At 35.5% G+C, this 19,318-nt stretch carries 23 protein-coding genes and 1 pseudogene; 3 read left to right on the top strand and 21 right to left on the bottom strand.

Going from position 1 to position 19,318, the window contains the following annotated elements:
• Positions 1-15: 15 nt before the first annotated feature.
• From der to NSQ40_RS08040, 4 genes and pseudogenes are all read right to left on the bottom strand, one after another.
• A complete protein-coding gene (gene der / locus NSQ40_RS08055; protein WP_003206531.1) occupies positions 16-1,326 on the bottom strand; it encodes a ribosome biogenesis GTPase Der in 1,311 nt (436 codons plus the stop codon).
• A 124-nt stretch (positions 1,327-1,450) separates the two neighbouring features.
• Positions 1,451-1,636 (bottom strand): capping complex subunit for YIEGIA, encoded by a 186-nt coding sequence (locus tag NSQ40_RS08050; RefSeq protein ID WP_016114087.1) that lies wholly within the window; start codon positions 1,634-1,636, stop codon positions 1,451-1,453.
• Entirely contained in the window at positions 1,633-2,526 is an 894-nt protein-coding gene (locus NSQ40_RS08045; RefSeq protein WP_258248223.1) for a YIEGIA family protein, read from the bottom strand. Before NSQ40_RS08045 ends, NSQ40_RS08050 begins: the two co-directional genes overlap by 4 nt.
• Positions 2,519-3,129: pseudogene (locus NSQ40_RS08040) on the bottom strand (YphA family membrane protein). Before NSQ40_RS08040 ends, NSQ40_RS08045 begins: the two are co-directional and overlap by 8 nt.
• A 118-nt stretch (positions 3,130-3,247) precedes the next feature.
• On the opposite strand from NSQ40_RS08040, the gene NSQ40_RS08035 reads away from it, so the two are divergent.
• The gene (locus tag NSQ40_RS08035; protein WP_003206535.1) at positions 3,248-3,382 is read left to right on the top strand and encodes a YpzI family protein; all 135 of its coding nucleotides are present in this window, start codon (positions 3,248-3,250) and stop codon (positions 3,380-3,382) included.
• Between the two features lie 53 nt (positions 3,383-3,435).
• On the opposite strand, the gene NSQ40_RS08030 is transcribed toward NSQ40_RS08035, so the two are convergent.
• From NSQ40_RS08030 to NSQ40_RS08010, 5 genes are all read right to left on the bottom strand, one after another.
• Positions 3,436-3,627, bottom strand: a complete 192-nt coding sequence (locus NSQ40_RS08030) for a response regulator transcription factor (RefSeq protein ID WP_080547189.1) — start codon at positions 3,625-3,627, stop codon at positions 3,436-3,438.
• Between the two features lie 226 nt (positions 3,628-3,853).
• Positions 3,854-4,903 carry a type 2 isopentenyl-diphosphate Delta-isomerase gene (gene fni / locus NSQ40_RS08025; RefSeq protein WP_098187774.1) on the bottom strand — a complete coding sequence of 350 codons (1,050 nt, stop codon included), beginning with the start codon at positions 4,901-4,903 and terminating at the stop codon, positions 3,854-3,856.
• Between the two features lie 12 nt (positions 4,904-4,915).
• Positions 4,916-6,064: a 30S ribosomal protein S1 gene (gene rpsA, locus NSQ40_RS08020; protein ID WP_003206542.1), complete on the bottom strand. Its 1,149-nt coding sequence runs from the start codon at positions 6,062-6,064 to the stop codon at positions 4,916-4,918.
• 354 nt (positions 6,065-6,418) lie between these two features.
• A complete protein-coding gene (gene cmk / locus NSQ40_RS08015; protein ID WP_098100766.1) occupies positions 6,419-7,096 on the bottom strand; it encodes a (d)CMP kinase in 678 nt (225 codons plus the stop codon).
• Between the two features lie 133 nt (positions 7,097-7,229).
• A complete protein-coding gene (locus tag NSQ40_RS08010) occupies positions 7,230-7,403 on the bottom strand; it encodes a DUF5359 family protein (protein WP_003196311.1) in 174 nt (57 codons plus the stop codon).
• A 206-nt stretch (positions 7,404-7,609) separates the two neighbouring features.
• Between NSQ40_RS08010 and NSQ40_RS08005 the strand changes: the two genes are divergently transcribed.
• Positions 7,610-8,584 (top strand): asparaginase, encoded by a 975-nt coding sequence (locus NSQ40_RS08005; protein WP_258248222.1) that lies wholly within the window; start codon positions 7,610-7,612, stop codon positions 8,582-8,584.
• A gap of 28 nt (positions 8,585-8,612) precedes the next feature.
• Here the strand turns inward: NSQ40_RS08005 and NSQ40_RS08000 are convergent, their stop codons facing one another.
• From NSQ40_RS08000 to NSQ40_RS07945, 12 genes are all read right to left on the bottom strand, one after another.
• Entirely contained in the window at positions 8,613-9,596 is a 984-nt protein-coding gene (locus NSQ40_RS08000) for a YpdA family putative bacillithiol disulfide reductase (protein ID WP_003206546.1), read from the bottom strand.
• 112 nt (positions 9,597-9,708) lie between these two features.
• Entirely contained in the window at positions 9,709-10,239 is a 531-nt protein-coding gene (locus NSQ40_RS07995; RefSeq protein WP_003206547.1) for a peptidoglycan recognition protein family protein, read from the bottom strand.
• A gap of 78 nt (positions 10,240-10,317) precedes the next feature.
• Positions 10,318-10,554: a DUF3961 domain-containing protein gene (locus NSQ40_RS07990; RefSeq protein WP_026008432.1), complete on the bottom strand. Its 237-nt coding sequence runs from the start codon at positions 10,552-10,554 to the stop codon at positions 10,318-10,320.
• Between the two features lie 139 nt (positions 10,555-10,693).
• Positions 10,694-10,915 carry a hypothetical protein gene (locus tag NSQ40_RS07985; protein ID WP_003206548.1) on the bottom strand — a complete coding sequence of 74 codons (222 nt, stop codon included), beginning with the start codon at positions 10,913-10,915 and terminating at the stop codon, positions 10,694-10,696.
• A gap of 98 nt (positions 10,916-11,013) precedes the next feature.
• The gene (gene gudB, locus NSQ40_RS07980; protein WP_003196304.1) at positions 11,014-12,297 is read right to left on the bottom strand and encodes an NAD-specific glutamate dehydrogenase; all 1,284 of its coding nucleotides are present in this window, start codon (positions 12,295-12,297) and stop codon (positions 11,014-11,016) included.
• 259 nt (positions 12,298-12,556) lie between these two features.
• Entirely contained in the window at positions 12,557-13,159 is a 603-nt protein-coding gene (locus tag NSQ40_RS07975; RefSeq protein WP_003206550.1) for a genetic competence negative regulator, read from the bottom strand.
• Positions 13,160-13,236: 77 nt separating this feature from the next.
• Positions 13,237-14,136: a MerR family transcriptional regulator gene (locus NSQ40_RS07970; protein WP_003206552.1), complete on the bottom strand. Its 900-nt coding sequence runs from the start codon at positions 14,134-14,136 to the stop codon at positions 13,237-13,239.
• Between the two features lie 29 nt (positions 14,137-14,165).
• Positions 14,166-14,939 carry a metallophosphoesterase gene (locus tag NSQ40_RS07965; RefSeq protein ID WP_003206555.1) on the bottom strand — a complete coding sequence of 258 codons (774 nt, stop codon included), beginning with the start codon at positions 14,937-14,939 and terminating at the stop codon, positions 14,166-14,168.
• Between the two features lie 137 nt (positions 14,940-15,076).
• On the bottom strand, positions 15,077-15,559 hold the full coding sequence (locus tag NSQ40_RS07960) for a LysM peptidoglycan-binding domain-containing protein (protein WP_006094243.1): 483 nt from the start codon (positions 15,557-15,559) through the stop codon (positions 15,077-15,079).
• Between the two features lie 22 nt (positions 15,560-15,581).
• Positions 15,582-16,145, bottom strand: a complete 564-nt coding sequence (locus tag NSQ40_RS07955) for a CPBP family intramembrane glutamic endopeptidase (protein WP_018780991.1) — start codon at positions 16,143-16,145, stop codon at positions 15,582-15,584.
• A complete protein-coding gene (locus NSQ40_RS07950) occupies positions 16,126-17,673 on the bottom strand; it encodes a RecQ family ATP-dependent DNA helicase (protein ID WP_033796012.1) in 1,548 nt (515 codons plus the stop codon). Before NSQ40_RS07950 ends, NSQ40_RS07955 begins: the two co-directional genes overlap by 20 nt.
• Positions 17,663-18,724, bottom strand: a complete 1,062-nt coding sequence (locus NSQ40_RS07945; RefSeq protein ID WP_033796013.1) for a helix-turn-helix domain-containing protein — start codon at positions 18,722-18,724, stop codon at positions 17,663-17,665. The genes NSQ40_RS07950 and NSQ40_RS07945 overlap by 11 nt, the downstream gene beginning before the upstream one ends.
• A 319-nt stretch (positions 18,725-19,043) precedes the next feature.
• Between NSQ40_RS07945 and NSQ40_RS07940 the strand changes: the two genes are divergently transcribed.
• A complete protein-coding gene (locus tag NSQ40_RS07940; RefSeq protein ID WP_003206564.1) occupies positions 19,044-19,292 on the top strand; it encodes a ferredoxin in 249 nt (82 codons plus the stop codon).
• Positions 19,293-19,318: the final 26 nt, after the last annotated feature.

The raw sequence follows: 19,318 nt of genomic DNA, 5'->3' as shown, positions 1-19,318 counted from the left end.
ATCACATCCTCTCCATTAGTCTCTTGCTCTAGAAATAATTCGAATTGGCGTTCCTACGAAGCCAAACGACTCACGCAAACGATTCTTTAAGAAGCGCTCATATGAAAAGTGCATTAATTCTGGATCATTTACAAATACAACAAATGTTGGTGGTTTCACCGCGACTTGCGTTGCGTAGAAGATTTTCAAACGTTGTCCATTATGCGTTGGTGTTGGATTCATTGCAACAGCATCCATAATCACGTCGTTTAATACGTTTGTTTGTACACGAATACTATGACTTTCATTAACTTCATTAATAACTGGTAATAATGTCTGTGTACGTTTTTTCGTTTTCGCAGATAAGAATACAATCGGTGCATAATCCAAGAATTGGAAATGCGCACGGATATTTTCTTCAAATGCTTTCATTGTCTTTTCATCTTTTTTAACTGCATCCCATTTATTCACAACAATAATTACTGCTCTTCCTGAGTCATGTGCATAACCAGCAATTTTTTTATCTTGTTCAATAATTCCTTCTTCACCATCTAAAACGACTAAAACAACGTCAGATCGTTCAATCGCTCTCAATGCACGAAGTACACTATACTTTTCAGTACTCTCGTATACTTTCCCTTTTTTACGCATCCCTGCTGTATCAATAATAACGTAATCTTGACCATCTTTACTATATGGTGTATCAACAGCATCACGGGTCGTTCCTGCTACATTACTTACAATTACACGCTCTTGACCAAGCAATGCATTTACAAGTGATGATTTCCCTACATTTGGACGCCCAATTAATGAGAAACGAATTGTTTCGTCATCATATGCCTCTTCTTCAATCTTAGGGAAATGCTTTGCTGCTTCGTCTAATAAATCACCTAAACCTAATCCGTGTGTACCTGAAATTGGGAATGGCTCACCAAATCCTAATGCATAGAAATCATAAATATCATTACGCATCTCTGGATTATCAACCTTATTCACCGCTAGTACAACCGGCTTTTTAGAACGATATAAAATCTTTGCTACTTCTTCATCTGCAGCTGTTACACCATCACGGCCATTTGTCATAAAAATGATAACATCCGCTTCATCAATCGCAACTTCTGCTTGTTGACGAATTTGTGTCAAAAACGGCTCGTCTCCAATATCAATTCCACCTGTATCAATAATGTTAAATTCATGATTTAACCATTCTCCCGCACTATAAATACGATCTCGCGTTACGCCTGGGATATCTTCTACAATTGAAACTCTCTCTCCAACAATTCTATTGAAAATAGTAGATTTCCCTACGTTCGGGCGTCCTACTATTGCCACTACTGGTTTCGGCATATAATTTCATCCTTTCAACTTGCTTCTGTTTATTATGTAAAAAACCCTTCTTTGTGCAAGAAGGGATTTGCATTCCAGAATATTTCTCATCGTATCAAAACATCTCATATTATAGCACACGTTACTAATGTTTCACAATAATATATACATTCTCTTGTAAGCGGTGTGCGATACCGTCTAAAATCGCTTCTAAATTATTTGCTACAAATTCCATTTCTTCTTTTGAGTCACAAGTAAATAAAGGTGCCCCCCCAGCAAACTTTTCTGGCGTCGTTGTAATTACAGCAAGAATATAGCTTTCTAACATCATCGTATATCTCCCCTTCCTTTTGGGGCCTCTGATGACATATGAACCGCACTTTCTAATGTTGGTACATTCCCTATTACTACAATCGCTTTTTTTACATCTTGATCTTGCGGGAGTACAAATACCCCTACTCTTCCATCTTCTAAATCGCGCTTAGCTAAGGGGACTAACGCCGGGGTTCCAGAATCTCTAAATATGCCTAATGCAACCGATACATCATGTAAGATTGCTTGTCGTTGTCCAAGATTGGAAATTGTTATTCTTGCGTCAATAGACTTAGGCTTTAAAATAAAGCCCATTCCATACTTCATAATTTCTTCTTGCCTTGCGGGCAATCCAATATTCATAATATAAATATTATCAATATATAGTCCTGCTCCCTCAAAGCGGAGAGGGACATGCTCAATGTCTACAAGATCACGTAACCTTTTACCAGACATCAATATTTTGGCAATAAAGAATCCCACTGTGCCAGCAACTACACCAGCTATCCACGAATGAAACCCTATATATGTAAATGTTGTCACAAATGCTGTTAACATCGCTAAATAGTTGCGACTTTCAAATACAAGAGCTATCCCCTCAATATATGTGTTTCCACGCGGTACAAGCTCATACCCATCTAATTGCTGCAGTGTATTCCTTTCCATATTTCGAACATCTCGAAATTGAGACGCAGCTAATGTTAAGAAAGTAATCGCTGAAAAATCCTTCTTCAAAATGGATGGAATAGCAATTGCTCCTAAAGCTGCTGCAATTAATCCCATAGCAATGTGAATGATTTTTCCATGTAAACGTGTCGGATACTGCCTCGTATCTGTACGAAGCATCAAAATTCGCGTTACTGTTCCAGCAATGACGCCACATAAAATGGCTGGTGTATATTCAGTCATGTATTACCCTTGCCTTTCTTTTACATGTTTTTTTCTAAATTGTCCTCTATACGCCGATAATTTTGCGATATAAGACATCATCATAACCAGTAGTGTAGAAACAGCAATGATATCAAAGAATGTCAAACCACCAAATTCGTATGGAAAATGAAGCCTGCGAAAAATAAATGTTACCAATATTTCTCCTTGTAGTGCTCCGGCATATAAAGAACATAGACGCAATAAACGATCTCGATGTAATAAAATTGATGCATATACAAGAGTACCGCTTAACATAAAAATTCGATTAATAACAATCCAAATCGGATCATACACCTCTAATAAATGAAAGCTTGTATATAGCATAGCAATGATAAGTGCCGACAATAAGGCATATATTTTTTTCCACACAGAATATAGAGCAATCCCCAAAAAGGAAATAATACCGAGTATAAGAGCGTTTATTGATACAGTGAAAGAAGCAATAGATACCGTTATCTGTGAACAAATAATAAATATTAATATAGCAGCACTAACTTTCCAACGAATTTCATCTTTTTTCAAAAAAAACGTTGTAACAACCCATCCCACCCACGCTAAAAAATAAAAATAACTTCCATCCATATTTTCTCCTCCTATCATTTCCATTATGGGAACTTTTTATGAAAACTAATCCTTTTCTTCTTTTTGCATAGTTTTTCTTATAACAGCAACACTTTCTATTAAGGAGGTGTTGATAACGATGGGAAAAGACCGCCAAGAAAAGAAACTAAAACAATCGCGCCGTGTCGAGTCTGACCGCGACCAATCGCTGCAATATCCTGGAGCAACTGGGCTTGATACACCAGAGCAAGCTCGCAAGCAAAATCAGCATTAAACAAAATGAAAAAACAGCCGACATCGGCTGTTTTTTCATTTTCCCACAATACATTATGTTATTAATCCATGCTCCAACGCTTTCTTTATTGCTTCTACACGATTAGAAACTTGGAGCTTAGTATATATATTAATAATGTGTGTTTTAACCGTTGAAATTGAAATAAAGAGTTTCTTACCAATCTCTTTATTTGTCGCTCCAGTAGCTAGAACAATTAACACCTCTAATTCTCTCTGACTTAGCACTGTATTTGTTACTTCTTCACTTTTAAAGATAGTGCTTTAAAAGTTTCATAGCACTTCGTTACTTTATCCACTTCAATAATCTAATTCATTTCATCTTCCCCTTTCCTCTTCATTGTACGAGGCGGGTACATAAAAAAAATCAACCGAACGGTTGATTCTTTCGGTTGATTTTTTATTCTTATCTTATTCTGATTTATAAATAACCTGCAAAAAAACTTAAAAAACATTACCTATTGCTATAGCACGTCGTATCAATCCCACGTTGCGATAACCAATGATACGTGTCACCCTTCACAATAAGCGGCACTCGCTGAAGCTCAGAGAGTGTTCTCGCCCCAAGAGCCGTCATTATAAATTGTAAATCCGTATGTAAAAGTTCTATTTCATCCATTAATTTCTGGATACCATCATTCATCAATATACGTAAAAAATACCCAGCAAAAGCAGTCGCCCGTGCCCCTAATGCAATTGCTTTTGCTACATCAAGCGCAGTTTGTATACCGCCAGATGCAATAAGAGAGAGGTTTTTATTTGTAGAGGATGCTTCTATGATTGAAGCTACCGTCTGAATGCCCCAATCATTAAAATAAGAAAGCATTCGCTTCCTTCGCTCATTTTCAACTGCAGCAAAATTTGTGCCACCATAACCACCAACATCTACAGCCGTAACACCAACATCAGTTAGCTGCTGTACCGTTTCTTTACTCATACCAAAACCTACTTCTTTTACTATAACTGGAACCGGAGAACTTGTAACAATTTGTTCAATCCGCTCTAATACGCCTGTAAAATCCCGATCACCTTCTGGCATCGTTAGTTCTTGAATGACATTCAAATGAATTTGCAAAGCATTCGCTTCAATCATATCAACCGCTCGTTTTGCCTGTTCAACGCTCGCTTCACTACCCAAATTTGCAAAAACGATTCCATTTGGATTTACCTTTCGAACAATTTGATAAGAAGATGCTTCTTTTTCATCTTTTAACGCAGCCATTTGAGAACCGACAGCCATCGCAAGGTTATGATGCTTAGCCACGTGTGCTAACTGTTCATTAATATGTAATGTGTGATCCCCACCACCACCAGTCATCGCATTGATAAAAATCGGCGAACTTAATGAAAGTTCGCCGATTTCCGTTTCAAATGTAATGCTTTCATAACTTGAATTTGGCAAGCTTTGATGGACAAAAGCAATATCATGAAAGCCATGTATACGAGACTGTCCGGTGGAAAGAGCGTATTCAATATGTTCTAATTTTCGTTTTGCCCTTACCACTTGTACCCCTCTTTATTTCTTTAATTTTTTCAGTTGTTCACCAATAATATCACTAAATTGGAAAGTTGCAGACTCAGAAGTCGGCTCATATTGGCTATAATCTTCTGTTTCATTATTTTCTTCAACAGCTTCTTTTATACTTAAAGAAATACGTTTTTCTGCTGCATGTACTTCAAGTACTTTCACTTTTACTTCTTGTCCCATTTCTAATACTTCATTTGGATTTTTCACGTGACGATTTGCAATTTGTGATACATGCACAAGTCCTTCTACACCTGGTAAAATTTCAACGAAAGCACCAAATGTAACAATTCGTTTCACTATACCTTCTCGAATATCACCCGCTTTAACTTCAGCAGAAACGTTTTCCCAAGGTCCTGGCTGAGCCGCTTTAATCGATAAAGAAATACGCTGCGTATCTGCATCAACCGATAATACTTTGACTTTTACACTTTGTCCTTGTGTTAACACATCAGAAGGCTGTTCAACGCGGTCATGAGAAATTTGTGAAATGTGTACTAAACCATCTACATCACCAACATTCACAAAAGCACCAAAGTCAGTTAATCGTTGAACTGTACCTTCCACAACGTCTCCTTCTTTTAAAGAAGAAATCGCTTCTTTTTTCTTTGATTCTAATTCTTGTTCTACAACTGCTTTATGTGAAAGAATAACACGATTTTTTTCACGATCTAATTCAACAATTTTCACCGCTAATGTTTTTCCTTTATAATCAGTAAAATCTTCTACATAGTACATTTCTACAAGTGAAGCTGGAATAAATCCACGGACACCAAGATCCACAACTAAACCACCATTCACAATATCTTTTACAGTAACATCAAAAACTTCACCTGAAGTGAATTTTTCTTGCAACTCTACCCATGCTTTTTCTGCATCAACAGCACGTTTCGATAATACAAGATCATCATCTTCTAATTTAATAACTTTTAATTCAAGATTTTGATCTAATTTTACAACATCGCTCGCTTTTTCAATATGAACGTTAGCTAATTCACTAATCGGAATAACGCCATCTGTTTTGTATCCAACATTTACAAGAACTTGTTTTTCTTCAACCTTTGTTACAGAACCTGTAACAACGTCACCCACTTGTAATGCTTTTGAATCCACAACTTCTTCATTCATTTTTTCTACCATGGAAATACCTCCCTACAGAATTGACAAAGCTTTTTTATGTATATACGAAATGAAAACAAATGTTTTCATTTGCATGTTATAAGAAATTTTTAGCATATACTCGCTTTCAATACATACAACAACCTATTTTTTGCTATACACTTCATAGAAGATATAGAAGCCTATATAAATAGTATACAGCAAAATCTCCTTGAATAAAGTATGTTTTAAAATATAATAGCGAATATATTCTGACAGTTCCTCTTCTTTTACTAACTTCTTACAAATTGACTTATTTGTCAAGGAAAGTGTTTCACTATTCTCTGTTATACTAATATTTTTAAAATAAAAAAAGAAAGAGGATTCCCTCTTTCTTTATTTTGCAAACGCTCCAGAAACAATATCCATAATTTTTTGGACAACTTCTTCAATTGATAAAGAAGTTGTGTCTAACTCCAATGCATCATCCGCTTTTTTTAACGGAGAAACTTCGCGCTCTGAATCTAATTTATCACGCTCGGCAATTTCTTTTTTCAATTGCTCCAAACTAGAAGCGAAGCCTTTCTTCGTATTTTCAAGGTGTCTACGCTCCGCTCTCTCTTGAACAGAAGCAAGCATAAAAATCTTCACTTCCGCATTAGGTAACACATGCGTACCAATATCACGACCATCCATTACCACCCCGCCCTTTTCTGCTAGAGCTTGTTGGCGGCGCACCATCTCTTCGCGAACAAGACGATGCTTGGCAACAATTGATACGCGATTTGTTACATTCGGCGTACGAATCGCTTCAGATACATCCTTGCCGTTTAAGAAAACTAGTTGTGTATTTTCACTTTGCTGAAAATCAATATTCACATTTTTTAAAACTTCCATTAAACTTTCTTCATTTTCAATATCTACATTTTGTTCCAGAGCAGCGTATGTAAGCGTACGATACATTGCACCTGTGTCAATATAGACATAAGAAAGTTCTTTCGCAACAACCTTTGCAACTGTGCTTTTTCCAGCAGCTGCTGGACCATCTATCGCAATTGAAATTCGTTTATCCACTGTAACACCTCATTTTTTTCACTTATAAAACAAAATGAAAAGCAGGTACAAATCCCCTGCTTCTCTACGCTTGTTTCATACCGATTAAACCCTCAATTATTGTAGCACAATCCTTACTAGAAGAAAATGAAAACTACTTATTGACTTGTAAAATATCAGTTATATTTTCACTTGTAACTCCTTCATAATAAACAATTTTTGATAAATATTTCACTGTGGATTCTTGCATGAAAAGCAATTGAATAATGCAGAGACAAATAAATTGAATCAATAATATACGAATTAAAGCTCCCTCAATTTTTTTCAAAGAAATATCCTCTTTTCATTTTTCTCACTCATTCTAACAACTCACGATAAAAAAATTAAGAATCCATTCCCTTCAATTATTTCCAAAATAAAGTAGTCAACTTTATTTTCATTTCTAATACAAACTTTTATACATTTCCATTGTCGAATCTAGTAAAAACATGGTATGTTCTAAATGTATTTTTTGACTAGAAAGGGGTATAAGCATTGAAAAAAATCCTAGTTTTACACACAGGTGGAACAATCGCAATGGAGGAAGATAAAGAAACTGGGGTTGTACAACCAGGGGAACAAAATCCTCTTTTAAAATTCATTCCAAATTTAGCGGATGATATTGATTTAATCGTTGAAGATGTCTTTCATCTTCCATCTCCTCATATGACTCCTAGCGAGATGTTACAATTACAAATCATCATTGACGAAAGAGTAAAACATGAAGATATCCATGGCGTTGTCATTACACATGGTACAGATACATTAGAGGAAACTGCATACTTTTTAGATTTAACTGTACAAGCGAACATTCCAATCGTTGTAACAGGTGCAATGCGCTCTAGCAATGAATTGGGTGCTGACGGTTTATATAACTTTTTATCAGCTGTAAAGGTTGCAAGTAGCAGCGAAGCGCTTGGAAAAGGTGTTCTTGTCGTGTTAAACGACGAAATTCACTGTGCAACAAATGTAACAAAAACACATACAAGTAATGTTGCAACATTCCAAAGCCCTCAATACGGACCAATCGGTATGGTGACAAAACGCGGCGTTGTCTTCCATCACGCTCTCGTAAATCATGAAACATACATGATTGGGCAAATTTCTAAAAATGTTGTTGTGTTAAAGGCATACGCTGGTATGGATGATACATTATTAGCAGCAATTGAAAACCTACCGGTCGATGGGATTGTAATCGAAGCACTTGGTCAAGGTAATTTACCACCACGAACGCTTTCTAGTTTACAACGCTTAATAGTTAAAGGAATTCCAATTGTTCTCGTTTCTCGCTGCTTTAATGGAATTGTCCAAGACGTATATTCCTATGAGGGTGGAGGAAAACAATTAAAAGATATGGGAATTGTTTTCACATACGGTTTAAATGCCCAAAAAGCTCGTATTAAACTACTTGTTGCTTTAGAATGTACTCATTCTCAAGATAAAATCCAACAAATGTTTATGCACGATTAAAAAATAAGCTGTCGAAAAATTCGACAGCTTATTTTTGTTCTCTTGATACAACTGTTTGTGTAATTGCTCCACCATGAAATCTTCCATTCTCAATAAAAATTTCATTCGCATTATTTCCAGCTGCAATAACACCCGCAATAAAGATATTCTCTACATTCGTTTCCATTGTTTCTTCTGTAAATATCGGACGCCCTGTTTCTTTATCAATTTCTACTCCCATTTTTGTTAGGAAACTATGATCCGGGTGGTATCCCGTCATCGCAAATACAAAGTCATTTTGAATTGTAAATAACTCTCCGTTGCTTGTATACGTAAGCGTATGTTCGGTAATTTCTTTTACGTGAGCATGAAACTGCATTTGAATCGTACCATTACGTACTAACGCTTCAAATTCAGGTAAAATCCACGGCTTAATACTCTGCGAATATTCTCCCCCGCGATATAACACCGTTACACGTGCTCCAGCTTTTACAAGTTCTAGCGCAGCATCTACACTTGAATTTTTCCCTCCTATTACAACTACATCTCGGTCAAAATAAGGATGTCCCTCTTTAAAATAATGAGATACTTTCTCCAATTTTTCTCCAGGAACGTTCATATAGTTTGGATTATCATAATATCCCGTTGCCACTACGATATATTTCGCAGCGTATGTTTCCGTATTTCCATCACGCTTCGTCGTACTTACTCTAAAGAAGTTCCCATCTTTTTGCACTTGTTCTACGCGTTCAAATGCATTTACTCGCACACCTTTACGCTTTACCACTTCACGATAATACGCAAGCGCTTGATTACGAACTGGTTTGCGGTTTTCTGTAATAAAAGCAACATCACCAATCTCTAACTTTTCACTAGAGGAAAAAAACGTTTGATGAGTCGGATAATGATAAATCGCATTCACAATATTTCCTTTTTCAATTACTAGTGGATTGATTCCCTGTTGCTGCAGTGAAATCGCTGCTGCTAATCCACACGGTCCGCCCCCGATTATAATAGCTGTTTCTTTTTGCATACTCGGTTCACTCCTAGTCTTCTGCCTCAATCTCTATTTATTACAAAACAAGAAAAAACCTACTTTCAGCAGTAGGCACCTATCTTTATTGTATTCATTTTTCATATATTTGTCATCTAAACGATACGTACATTCGATAGACGTCCGCTAAAAATTGTCTAAATCGTATTCCTTGTTGTCCCAATACATTTTCTGGATCAATCTTCCTCGTAGGATCAAGTGTTTTATGAGATACAATATCCTTTTTAGGATTTAAATTGAATGTATGACATAAATAAGCATGGTACCATGTAAACCGCGTGTAAGAATCCCAAAAGTTAACATTACCTCCATAACACATTTCAACACCAATTGCTGCTTTGTTCGCATCATAACCAAACAAATCATTGTCTGTTGGTACATTATATCTTACATGATACGCTACCTCATCAATTGGGATAATTTCTAAAATGGTTGTATCATCTACAAAAGTATGCGCCGATGCTTTCGGTTGTATTTCGTTAAAGTAATCTCGATTTCCTATCGCATTGCTGCCAGGATTCCCCGTATCATGGCTTACAATGAACCTCACCTTCGAAAGGCGGATTCCTGGTCGGGAGCTTCCGTACCCAATATAATTTCGCTCTATAGGGAACATCACCATGTCTATCAACTCCGCTCTAGAAAATTACCTTTCTTCTTTATATATGTATTCAACCTCGATATCTATATAGCACATTTCTTACACAAAGAGAAAATCAAAAATATTCGAAGTAAATACCATAAATAATAAAATACTTACAGCCGTTCCATAAAACCCATAAAACCAAACACAGTCTTCTTTTGTATCTAAACCGAAAAATTTATTTACGGATTGTAACAAAGAGGAACGTTTTACATGTTTTTTTCGTAAAACCTCTACCCGTTCCATAACATCTGTTGGCATCATAAATCTTTGGTCTGCTGTCATTTTCATTATTAATCTCTCCTTATCTTGTTTCTGTTTTGTTTATCTAAAGAGAGTATAGCACAAACGTTCTATTAGAACAAGTGTTCTTTTTGTTTTTTGTAATCGATCATCCATTTTTAACAATATTACACCTATTAACAGTAATTATTTAACCGAACCACTTTAAAAGTAATATTATAATTCCCCAGACGATAGCTATCACTGGCCCAACAATACATACTCCAAACAACAAAGACATAATTCCTTCTCCAAATATTTGCAGTACACTCTCCCTTTCACTAGAATTCCTTTTCTTTAACCTTTCTTCTAAATATACGATTCTCTTTTCCAATTCATCCACTCGCTCACTTACATCAATCTTCGTTTGCAATTTTATCTCCACCTTTTCTATGATCCTTATTATGTACTTCAATAAAAAAACGTGGTTTCCTTGAAGGAAACCACGTTCTCTCTAAACTCTTTATTCTATTATACCCAGCCTCTAAAGCGGCTAGCTTCTGCCATTTTACGTACACCAACCATATAGGCTGCTAAACGCATGTTCACTTTACGAACTTGTGATGTTTCGTAAATAGAATCGAATGATCTTACCATTACTTTTTCTAAACGTTGTTCTACTTCTTCTTCTGACCAGTAGTAACCTTGGTTATTTTGTACCCATTCGAAGTAAGATACAGTAACACCACCAGCACTTGCTAATACATCAGGAACAAGTAAAATACCGCGTTCTGTTAAAATTTTAGTTGCTTCTAATGTAGTTGGACCATTTGCTGCTTCTACAACAATTTTCGCTTTAATATCCGCAGCATTCTCTTCTGTAATTTGGTTCTCGATTGCAGCTGGAACTAAAATATCACAATCAAGTTCTAATAGCTCTTTGTTTGAAATTGTATTGTTGAACAATTTCGTTACTGTTCCGAAGCTGTCACGACGATCTAGTAAGTAGTCGATATCCAATCCATTTGGATCATGTAGTGCACCGTAAGCATCAGAAATCGCAATTACTTTTGCACCAGCATCATGCATAAATTTAGCTAAGAAGCTACCAGCGTTCCCAAACCCTTGGACAACAACGCGAGCGCCTTTAATATCGATACCGCGTTTTTTCGCAGCTTCGCGAATACAGATTGTTACACCTTTTGCAGTTGCTGTTTCACGCCCATGAGATCCACCTAATACAAGCGGTTTACCTGTAATAAATCCAGGCGAATTAAATTCATCGATGCGGCTATATTCATCCATCATCCATGCCATAATTTGTGAGTTTGTAAATACATCTGGAGCAGGAATATCTTTTGTTGGACCAACAATCTGGCTAATTGCTCGTACATATCCACGGCTTAATCTTTCTAATTCACGGAAAGACATTTCACGTGGATCACAAATGATACCACCTTTACCTCCACCATATGGTAAATCAACAATACCACATTTTAAACTCATCCAAATAGAAAGTGCTTTCACTTCGTTTTCTGTTACATTTGGATGGAAGCGAATTCCACCTTTCGTTGGACCAACAGCATCATTGTGCTGTGCGCGATATCCTGTAAATATTTTAACAGTCCCGTCATCCATACGAACTGGAATTTTCACTGTCATCATACGAATTGGTTCTTTCAGTAATTCATATACCTCGTTTGGATAACCCAACTTTTCTAGGGCTTCGTTAATAACAATTTGTGTTGAATTCAACAATTCAAAATGTTGCTCCCTTTGTTGTGTTTGTGTTTGAGCTCCCTTTTCGGCTACCATAGTAAGTAAACCCCCTGTAATTTCACTTGTTTAGTAAACCTTCATTGCCTAGTATACACCGTTAAATTTGGAATGCAATAGAAAACGCTAACAAATGTATACAAACTATTCTTTATTGCAAGCGTTTTCACTATTATTATAGTCTTTTTATCGCTTTTAGAAAAGTAAAATACTTAAATATTTAAATGTTTTTTATATCACAATGTATTTTAGTCTCTCTAATATCGCAAAATACTAACAAAACCTCAAGCTATTTCTACTAGCTGAGGTTTTGTTTTAAGACAAAATACTTGTATATTTGCTGAATTGCTTGAGAATCCATTAATTCTTTTCCATATTCCATAATACGATAAATTGTTGCTGTAGAAGAATTACCGTATTCTGCTAAAATCGCAATAATATCTTCCTTTAATAATGGTGTTTCTTCTTCCATCCAAAGATAAAAACGCCCATCCCATGTGTAAAGTTTCCCTCCGGTTACACCGAGATTATACAAACGATTTGCCAACGTAATCACATCTTCAAACGTTGCAAATTCATACAATATATGTTCACTCTCATCTAGAGTTACTTGCATCTCAATAAACTCATCACGAAACTCATCTTCTGTATCGGTTTCGTGATTTTCTTTTGTGACAATTACAACCATTCCTTGTGCTTGTAAAGAAAAAACTTCAACCGCAATTGGACCATCCGCTTCAAATCCAAGTTCTTTATTTGCTTCTTGCATCATATCGCGAAATAACTGTTGCACTTTCGGAGCATTTTTCCATAAATCCTCCTTCGTCAATCCTCGCTCAGATAAATCGTCAAACGTTAGGAAAATTTTGATTTTATTATAATTTAAACGTTCCAGCCTCATCTTGTAACCTCCCTACGTAACCGTTGTATCTAATTTTTATTATATGAAATAGAAAATAGATGGTTCTTTTCGAACAACTATTCCGACGTATTTAACCATTTATCCCATTCTTTTTTTGTATCACCAATGAACACATTTTGAAGTCCAATCTTGTCTTCATCTGAAACAAACTGACTTGCAAATCCAACAAGCCCTATGCAGATCTTTGAATTCTGACTTTGCAACTTCTTAATCAAATTTAGTGCGCCTTTCAAATATCGCTCTTTTGAACATGATATAAACACATATTTGGGTGCAAATTGCTTAATAACTGTATGAATCTCATCTTCCTCTAGGCCTGTCCCAAAATATGTTGCTTGATAGCCTTTCAAACGTAAATATATTGTGAAAACAAAAAGGTTTAATGTATTCAATTCTCCTGGTGCGCATATAGCCAAAGCTTTTGGCAAAATAAAATTAGTATGCGTATTATGATAAATCATTCCAATGCGTGAACATAAAAATGAATCTATATACCGCTCTTGTACAGCTGTTATCTCATCATTTCTCCGCATAGTCTCCAATTTATCAATAATCTTAACAAATATATGAGTGATTACTTTTTCTGTTGTATAAATAACAAATGCCTCGTTTAATAATTCACGGGCATGCTTTTCATCAAATTTTAACAAATAATGAAGGATATCGTCTACTAAAAACACTTCTGTACTGTACGCTACCTCAACTAAATTGTGATTTTGCAATCGATTGCTCTCTAATAACTGGACTGCTTGACCAATCGTAAATCCTTCATTCACTTTATACATTAACCATTTTAAAATTCTCACATGCTCTTCTGTATATAGGCGATGCCCAGCATCATTGCGCTTTGGAGCAATAATATGATATCGTCTCTCCCAAGCCCGCAGCGTACTCGGCTGAATTCCAAGCATATTCGAAACAGCTTTTATATTATATTTTCCTTTTAAAGTTGGCATGTTTTTCCCACCTTTAAACCGAACATCTCTTATTTTTTTCCTTGCAACGTAATTAAGTGCGTTTGGGCTGGAGCTCGAAAACGTAGTGGTATCAATGTCGTTCCATACCCATTACTCACAAATAAAGTTGTATTCGGATACTTATATACGCCGCCTTTTAGATATCGTTTAAAATGAAATAGACGAATTTGTCCCCCATGGGTATGACCACTTAATACGAGGGAAATTTGTTCTTGTCCAGACATTTTGTTTACAATAACAGGATTGTGACTAATAAGAATACGAAAGCCATTTTCTTGACAATCTGCTAGTGCCAAGTCTAAACGATCCCGTTCTAATCCAACATCATCCACCCCTAATAAGCAAAGCTTGTCGCCAGAATCTGATTCAAACAGCACTCTTGTATTATCTAAAATTTTCACACCATGTTCTAGTAATAACGCATCTAGTTCATGATAGTCAATTTCATAATCATTATTTCCCCATACAAAATATATAGGACCAATTTTACTTAATGTTTGAACATTAGCAGCAATTTGTGATAACGATACACCTTTCTCAGCTAAATCACCGCCAATAATAACAAAATCAGCTTTTCCTTTTACATTTTCAATTAAAGAAGGCGAAACAACTCTCCTATGAATATCTGAAATGAAAAATATCCTGACCTTTCCAAAGCTTTCCGGGAAATTTACAAATGATAAAGTGTGTTCTAGCAATGTATTACGCAATGCTTCTCTATACATCATAAAAAGACAAATAAAGCCAATACATATGAACGTGCCACCTAAAATCCACAACATATATTTTTCTCAACTTCCCTCTCAACAAAATGTAATTTTATCAAGCTATATTGCAATAAAGATGAATAAAATCTCATCCGATACAAAAGACTTCATTCACCTTTTCAATCACTCGTATAACTATTATTTTACAGCTACTATTCCTTCTCCGTTTTCTTTTTGACAGGAATTTTCAATTCTTTTCCCACTTCTAACTGATTGTCTTGTAAATTGTTATAGCGTTTAATGATTGTAGCCCCATCTTCATTGGGAAAATACTGTTTCCCAATACTTTCAAATGTCTCACCTGCTTTTACAATATGCGTTTCAAATTTTTCTGGCTGCTTCTTTTTTCCTTCACCATGTTTATTTGAATCGAAAAAAATCACTTCAAACGCATTTGTTCCAGGGACATCATTCTCTTTTGCACTTTTTACTTCGATATACTTATCCGTATACCATAAAATACTAAGTGGTAACAAAATAAATAAAAATGTTAAAACTCGAACAAAAAAGTGGTTAATCTTAAATTTAGATTTTTTCTTTTCTTTATTTCTATGAACCTCACTTCGCGGCGGTAAACCTTCTTCTGTTTGCTCTTCTTCCAATTCTTCTTCAAAATCGGGAATTTGTTTCCTCATGCTGTTCACCACCACCTTTCATTTATTTTCTTAATTGAAGTCCCATTATAAAATCAACAAGAAAGTGTGCAAAAATTGTTATAAACAAATTTCCTGTCCATTGAAACACATATCCAAATACAAAACTAATCATACATACAAAGCAAAATAAGAATGGCTTCATCACATATCGAATATGTAAAACAGCAAAAATAAGGCTAGCAATTACAAGTCCGAAATGCGTCTGTAACACACCCCGAAATAAAAATTCTTCAGCAAATCCAATAACAAACGTAATAACTAATAATTGTATGACAGAAATCCCTTGGAACATCCGCTCATTAATTCCACCATCATCAAACCACGATTCTGGGAACACTTGCATTGCAATATAATCAAATAAGATGACACCACCCGCAACTCCACTACCTATTATAAGGATGGAAACAGGTTCCCATTTCCACAAATCATAAAATTCATTCCTATTTGGAAATAATATATAGGCTAATGCGCAGCCAACACCTATAATTATTAATTGTGTTATATAGAGGTTAAGCCGTATTTCTTTCGGACCTATGTCTTCAATACTACGCCTTTGAATGTCCATCATTCCTCCGTTCTCTCATACCAAAGAGCAATTGTAACTCCGCTTCCCAATTATAGTCGAAAATTGATTGTCTTGCTCGTCTTTTTTTATAATCTTCTTTGGAAATACCGCAGTAGTCACAGCAGTTTTTTACCTCAGCTTCCTTCTTATATCCAAATTGATGTAGCATTTGTTCCCGTCTACACCCTTTAAACTGGAGCCACGATTTCATATTTTCTAATTGCCTATATTTATTCCGAAGACGCCCGTCCACTTCTAACATCAATTTTTTCATTTTCTCATCTGACAAGGATTCCATAATGAGCTTCTTCTGTTGTATGATTTTCATCTTTTCTAAATGATAACGTACAAAACGCCAATGCTGCTCACTAAACCTTGCGGCATTATAACAAATTTCTTCCACATCTTCCATTGGCAATACTTTCGTTTGGAACATCTTCTCCTGTAGTAAGGAAAATAAAAATTGAATTTGCTGTTTATTTGGTAATTCATCCTCAATGATAGAAACTGGTAGATCATGATCCAATGGACTACAAAGTAGAATCGCAATACTCATCTCTCCATCTCTTCCCGCTCTACCGATTTCTTGTAAATAAGAAGCAATATTTGCTGGATAATGAAAATGAATAATATATCTTGTATTCGGCTTGTTTACCCCCATACCAAATGCACTTGTACATATGACAAGCTGCAGTTGATCATTCATAAATTGTTGCTGAATTAACATCCGCTCTTCATGTTCCATTCCACCATGATAAAATGCAACATCTGCTATACCTTTACTCCTTAAATATTCTGTCAGGCGCTCCGTCCAAGCCCTGCTAGAACAATAAATAATTCCTGGTCCTTGTAAATAAGTAACTTGCGTGAGAAGCGCTTCCTTTTTTTCTTCTATTGTTTGTACAAATTGTACTTCCATTGCAATATTTGGACGATCAATCGAATACACATGCTCTGCTACATTCGTAAGTTTTAAACTTTTTATAATATCTTGTAATACTTCTTTTGTTGCAGTAGCTGTTAATGCTAATACCGGAGGATGTCCAATAGCCGCTATAACTTGATCTAATTTTTTATAGTCTGTTCGAAAATCGTAACCCCATTGCGAAATACAATGTGCTTCATCAACGACAAATAGCGAAATATGAATCTTTTTTAGTTCTCTTATTATTGCTTCAGTTTGCAGCATTTCAGGCGAGACAAAGACAAATTTATAAGAAGATAATCTTTTTATCGCTTCTTTTTTCTCAGTTAATGTACGGAAACTATTAAACGCAATCACACGATCCTTTACTATATATTTAAGCTGCGCTACCTGATCTTCCATTAAGGATAGTAATGGAGAAACAATCAGTACTGTTCCATCTTGCATAAGACCTGGAAGTTGATAGCACATTGATTTTCCTCTTCCAGTTGGAAGCATCGCCACAACATCTTTTCCTTGCAACAAATCCACAATAACCTCTTTCTGTCCTTGACGAAATTCGTTATAACCAAACCACTTATACAGATAATCCTCAAGTCTCATTTACACCCTCCATCTGTGCTAACACAAGACGAATTTCAAAATAAGAAACTGTTTCTCCTACCGCTTGCTTTAATACACGCAACTTACGTGTTTGTAATGTTTCAATAATGCGCTGCACATGCTTAATTTTATTTTTCCCCATGAACATTTCAATAGAAAAATCTCGTTCTCGTAATGCAATTTCAACAAAATGATCCTCTATTGTTGCAACCTTTAAATTTCTAATCGTTGCAATTTCATCTAAAGAGAGCCCTTGTCTCCAAAGCTGATATGTTTTCTGCGTGGATAAACTAAACAAATCTGCCCTTTCATTCGGATAAGAAATAATTTTTGTTAATAACGGAAACTCTTTTTCATTCTCTCGAACAGATTGAATAAAGAAATGAATGGTACCCCAAAATAAGAAATAGATGCGAAATACATCTTGGTTTGTAATTTCTGCAAGTTGTTTTAATGTATATCCAATCCGTTCATACCCAGTTAGTCGATATGTAAAAATCGTGGCTTCTATTGGCAAAGTATCTTTCAACAGCATATGTATCTCTTTCCACAAACCTGCCGCAAGTTCACTTCTTGTATACGGTATCCCGATGAGGAACTGCTTGACCCACATCATGATCTCTGTATCTTGTTGAATAGGAATAAATTTCGCATTTTGCTGTTGTAAATTTGACACAGTTTGAATAATTAATGAAAGTCGTTTCCAAAAAAGCTCGCCAAGATCACCATAGTGTAAACCATGTAAATACTGTGGAAAAGAAAGTGTTTTTTTCCACGTTTCCAGTTGTTCCTTTCCAGCATCAGTTAAAATGTACGTATTTTCATGTACATTCTGAATCCATTCTTTATGCAATAGATGTTCAATTTCCTGATCATAATCAGAACGTTGTAATGATTTGTATATTCCAAACAGAAAAGAAATGTGAAATATATTTCCGTCTTGTAGTGTTTGTGAAGAACGTTTTCCTTTTAAAAGGTGATAAATGGAAGAAACAGTTCGTTCACCATTTAATTGTTTTATGCAATATAGTAAAGTATATTGTAACTGCATCACCGCTTCCACCTTTCAATTACATTTATCCCGCTATTTGCTGGCAGTAAAAGCCCGATTGGTGAAAGCTTTCTATCGATAGGGATGAAGAGAACCCCACTGATAGAAGTTTCACTTTATATTTTCTATTGTATCAAACTGTACAGCATTTAGGCATTTTGAAAATCTTGTGAAATAAATCAAAAATAAGTTGACACTCTAATTGATAAGCATTATCATTATAATTTTATGTTGAAAAGTTTGAAAAACCGTTTTACAATAAGGTTATAATTTTTATAGCGAATATTTTCACATACATATTATCAGGAGGGAAAAGAATATGGCAAAATATACAATTGTTGATAAAGACACTTGCATCGCATGCGGAGCTTGCGGAGCTGCTGCACCAGACATTTATGATTACGATGATGAAGGTATTGCATTTGTAACATTAGATGATAACCAAGGTATCGTTGAAATTCCAGATGTATTAATTGACGACATGATGGACGCATTTGAAGGTTGTCCAACTGACTCAATTAAAGTTGCTGACGAATCATTCGATGGCGACGCTTTAAAATTCGAATAGTCTTTTTATTAACTTCAAAAAATCCT

The sequence above is a fragment of the Bacillus sp. FSL K6-6038 genome (genome assembly GCF_038050455.1).
GTDB lineage: Bacteria > Bacillota > Bacilli > Bacillales > Bacillaceae_G > Bacillus_A > Bacillus_A pseudomycoides.
Note: the sequence above shows the minus strand (reverse complement) of the source record. Positions and strands in the feature narration are given on the sequence as shown.

What these genes read in the sequence shown, in the direction of transcription:
- NSQ40_RS07955 (WP_018780991.1), bottom strand. Translation starts at nt 16,145, where the DNA reads ATGGACATTCAAAGGCGTAGTATTGAAGACATAGGTCCGAAAGAAATA.
- rpsA (WP_003206542.1), bottom strand. Translation starts at nt 6,064, where the DNA reads ATGGTAGAAAAAATGAATGAAGAAGTTGTGGATTCAAAAGCATTACAA.
- NSQ40_RS07970 (WP_003206552.1), bottom strand. Translation starts at nt 14,136, where the DNA reads ATGCCAACTTTAAAAGGAAAATATAATATAAAAGCTGTTTCGAATATG.
- NSQ40_RS07975 (WP_003206550.1), bottom strand. Translation starts at nt 13,159, where the DNA reads ATGAGGCTGGAACGTTTAAATTATAATAAAATCAAAATTTTCCTAACG.
- NSQ40_RS08035 (WP_003206535.1), top strand. Translation starts at nt 3,248, where the DNA reads ATGGGAAAAGACCGCCAAGAAAAGAAACTAAAACAATCGCGCCGTGTC.
- NSQ40_RS07995 (WP_003206547.1), bottom strand. Translation starts at nt 10,239, where the DNA reads ATGGTGATGTTCCCTATAGAGCGAAATTATATTGGGTACGGAAGCTCC.
- gudB (WP_003196304.1), bottom strand. Translation starts at nt 12,297, where the DNA reads ATGGTAGCCGAAAAGGGAGCTCAAACACAAACACAACAAAGGGAGCAA.
- NSQ40_RS07960 (WP_006094243.1), bottom strand. Translation starts at nt 15,559, where the DNA reads ATGAGGAAACAAATTCCCGATTTTGAAGAAGAATTGGAAGAAGAGCAA.
- NSQ40_RS08050 (WP_016114087.1), bottom strand. Translation starts at nt 1,636, where the DNA reads ATGATGTTAGAAAGCTATATTCTTGCTGTAATTACAACGACGCCAGAA.
- NSQ40_RS08000 (WP_003206546.1), bottom strand. Translation starts at nt 9,596, where the DNA reads ATGCAAAAAGAAACAGCTATTATAATCGGGGGCGGACCGTGTGGATTA.
- NSQ40_RS07965 (WP_003206555.1), bottom strand. Translation starts at nt 14,939, where the DNA reads ATGTTGTGGATTTTAGGTGGCACGTTCATATGTATTGGCTTTATTTGT.
- NSQ40_RS07945 (WP_033796013.1), bottom strand. Translation starts at nt 18,724, where the DNA reads ATGCAGTTACAATATACTTTACTATATTGCATAAAACAATTAAATGGT.
- NSQ40_RS07950 (WP_033796012.1), bottom strand. Translation starts at nt 17,673, where the DNA reads ATGAGACTTGAGGATTATCTGTATAAGTGGTTTGGTTATAACGAATTT.
- der (WP_003206531.1), bottom strand. Translation starts at nt 1,326, where the DNA reads ATGCCGAAACCAGTAGTGGCAATAGTAGGACGCCCGAACGTAGGGAAA.
- NSQ40_RS08045 (WP_258248223.1), bottom strand. Translation starts at nt 2,526, where the DNA reads ATGACTGAATATACACCAGCCATTTTATGTGGCGTCATTGCTGGAACA.
- NSQ40_RS07940 (WP_003206564.1), top strand. Translation starts at nt 19,044, where the DNA reads ATGGCAAAATATACAATTGTTGATAAAGACACTTGCATCGCATGCGGA.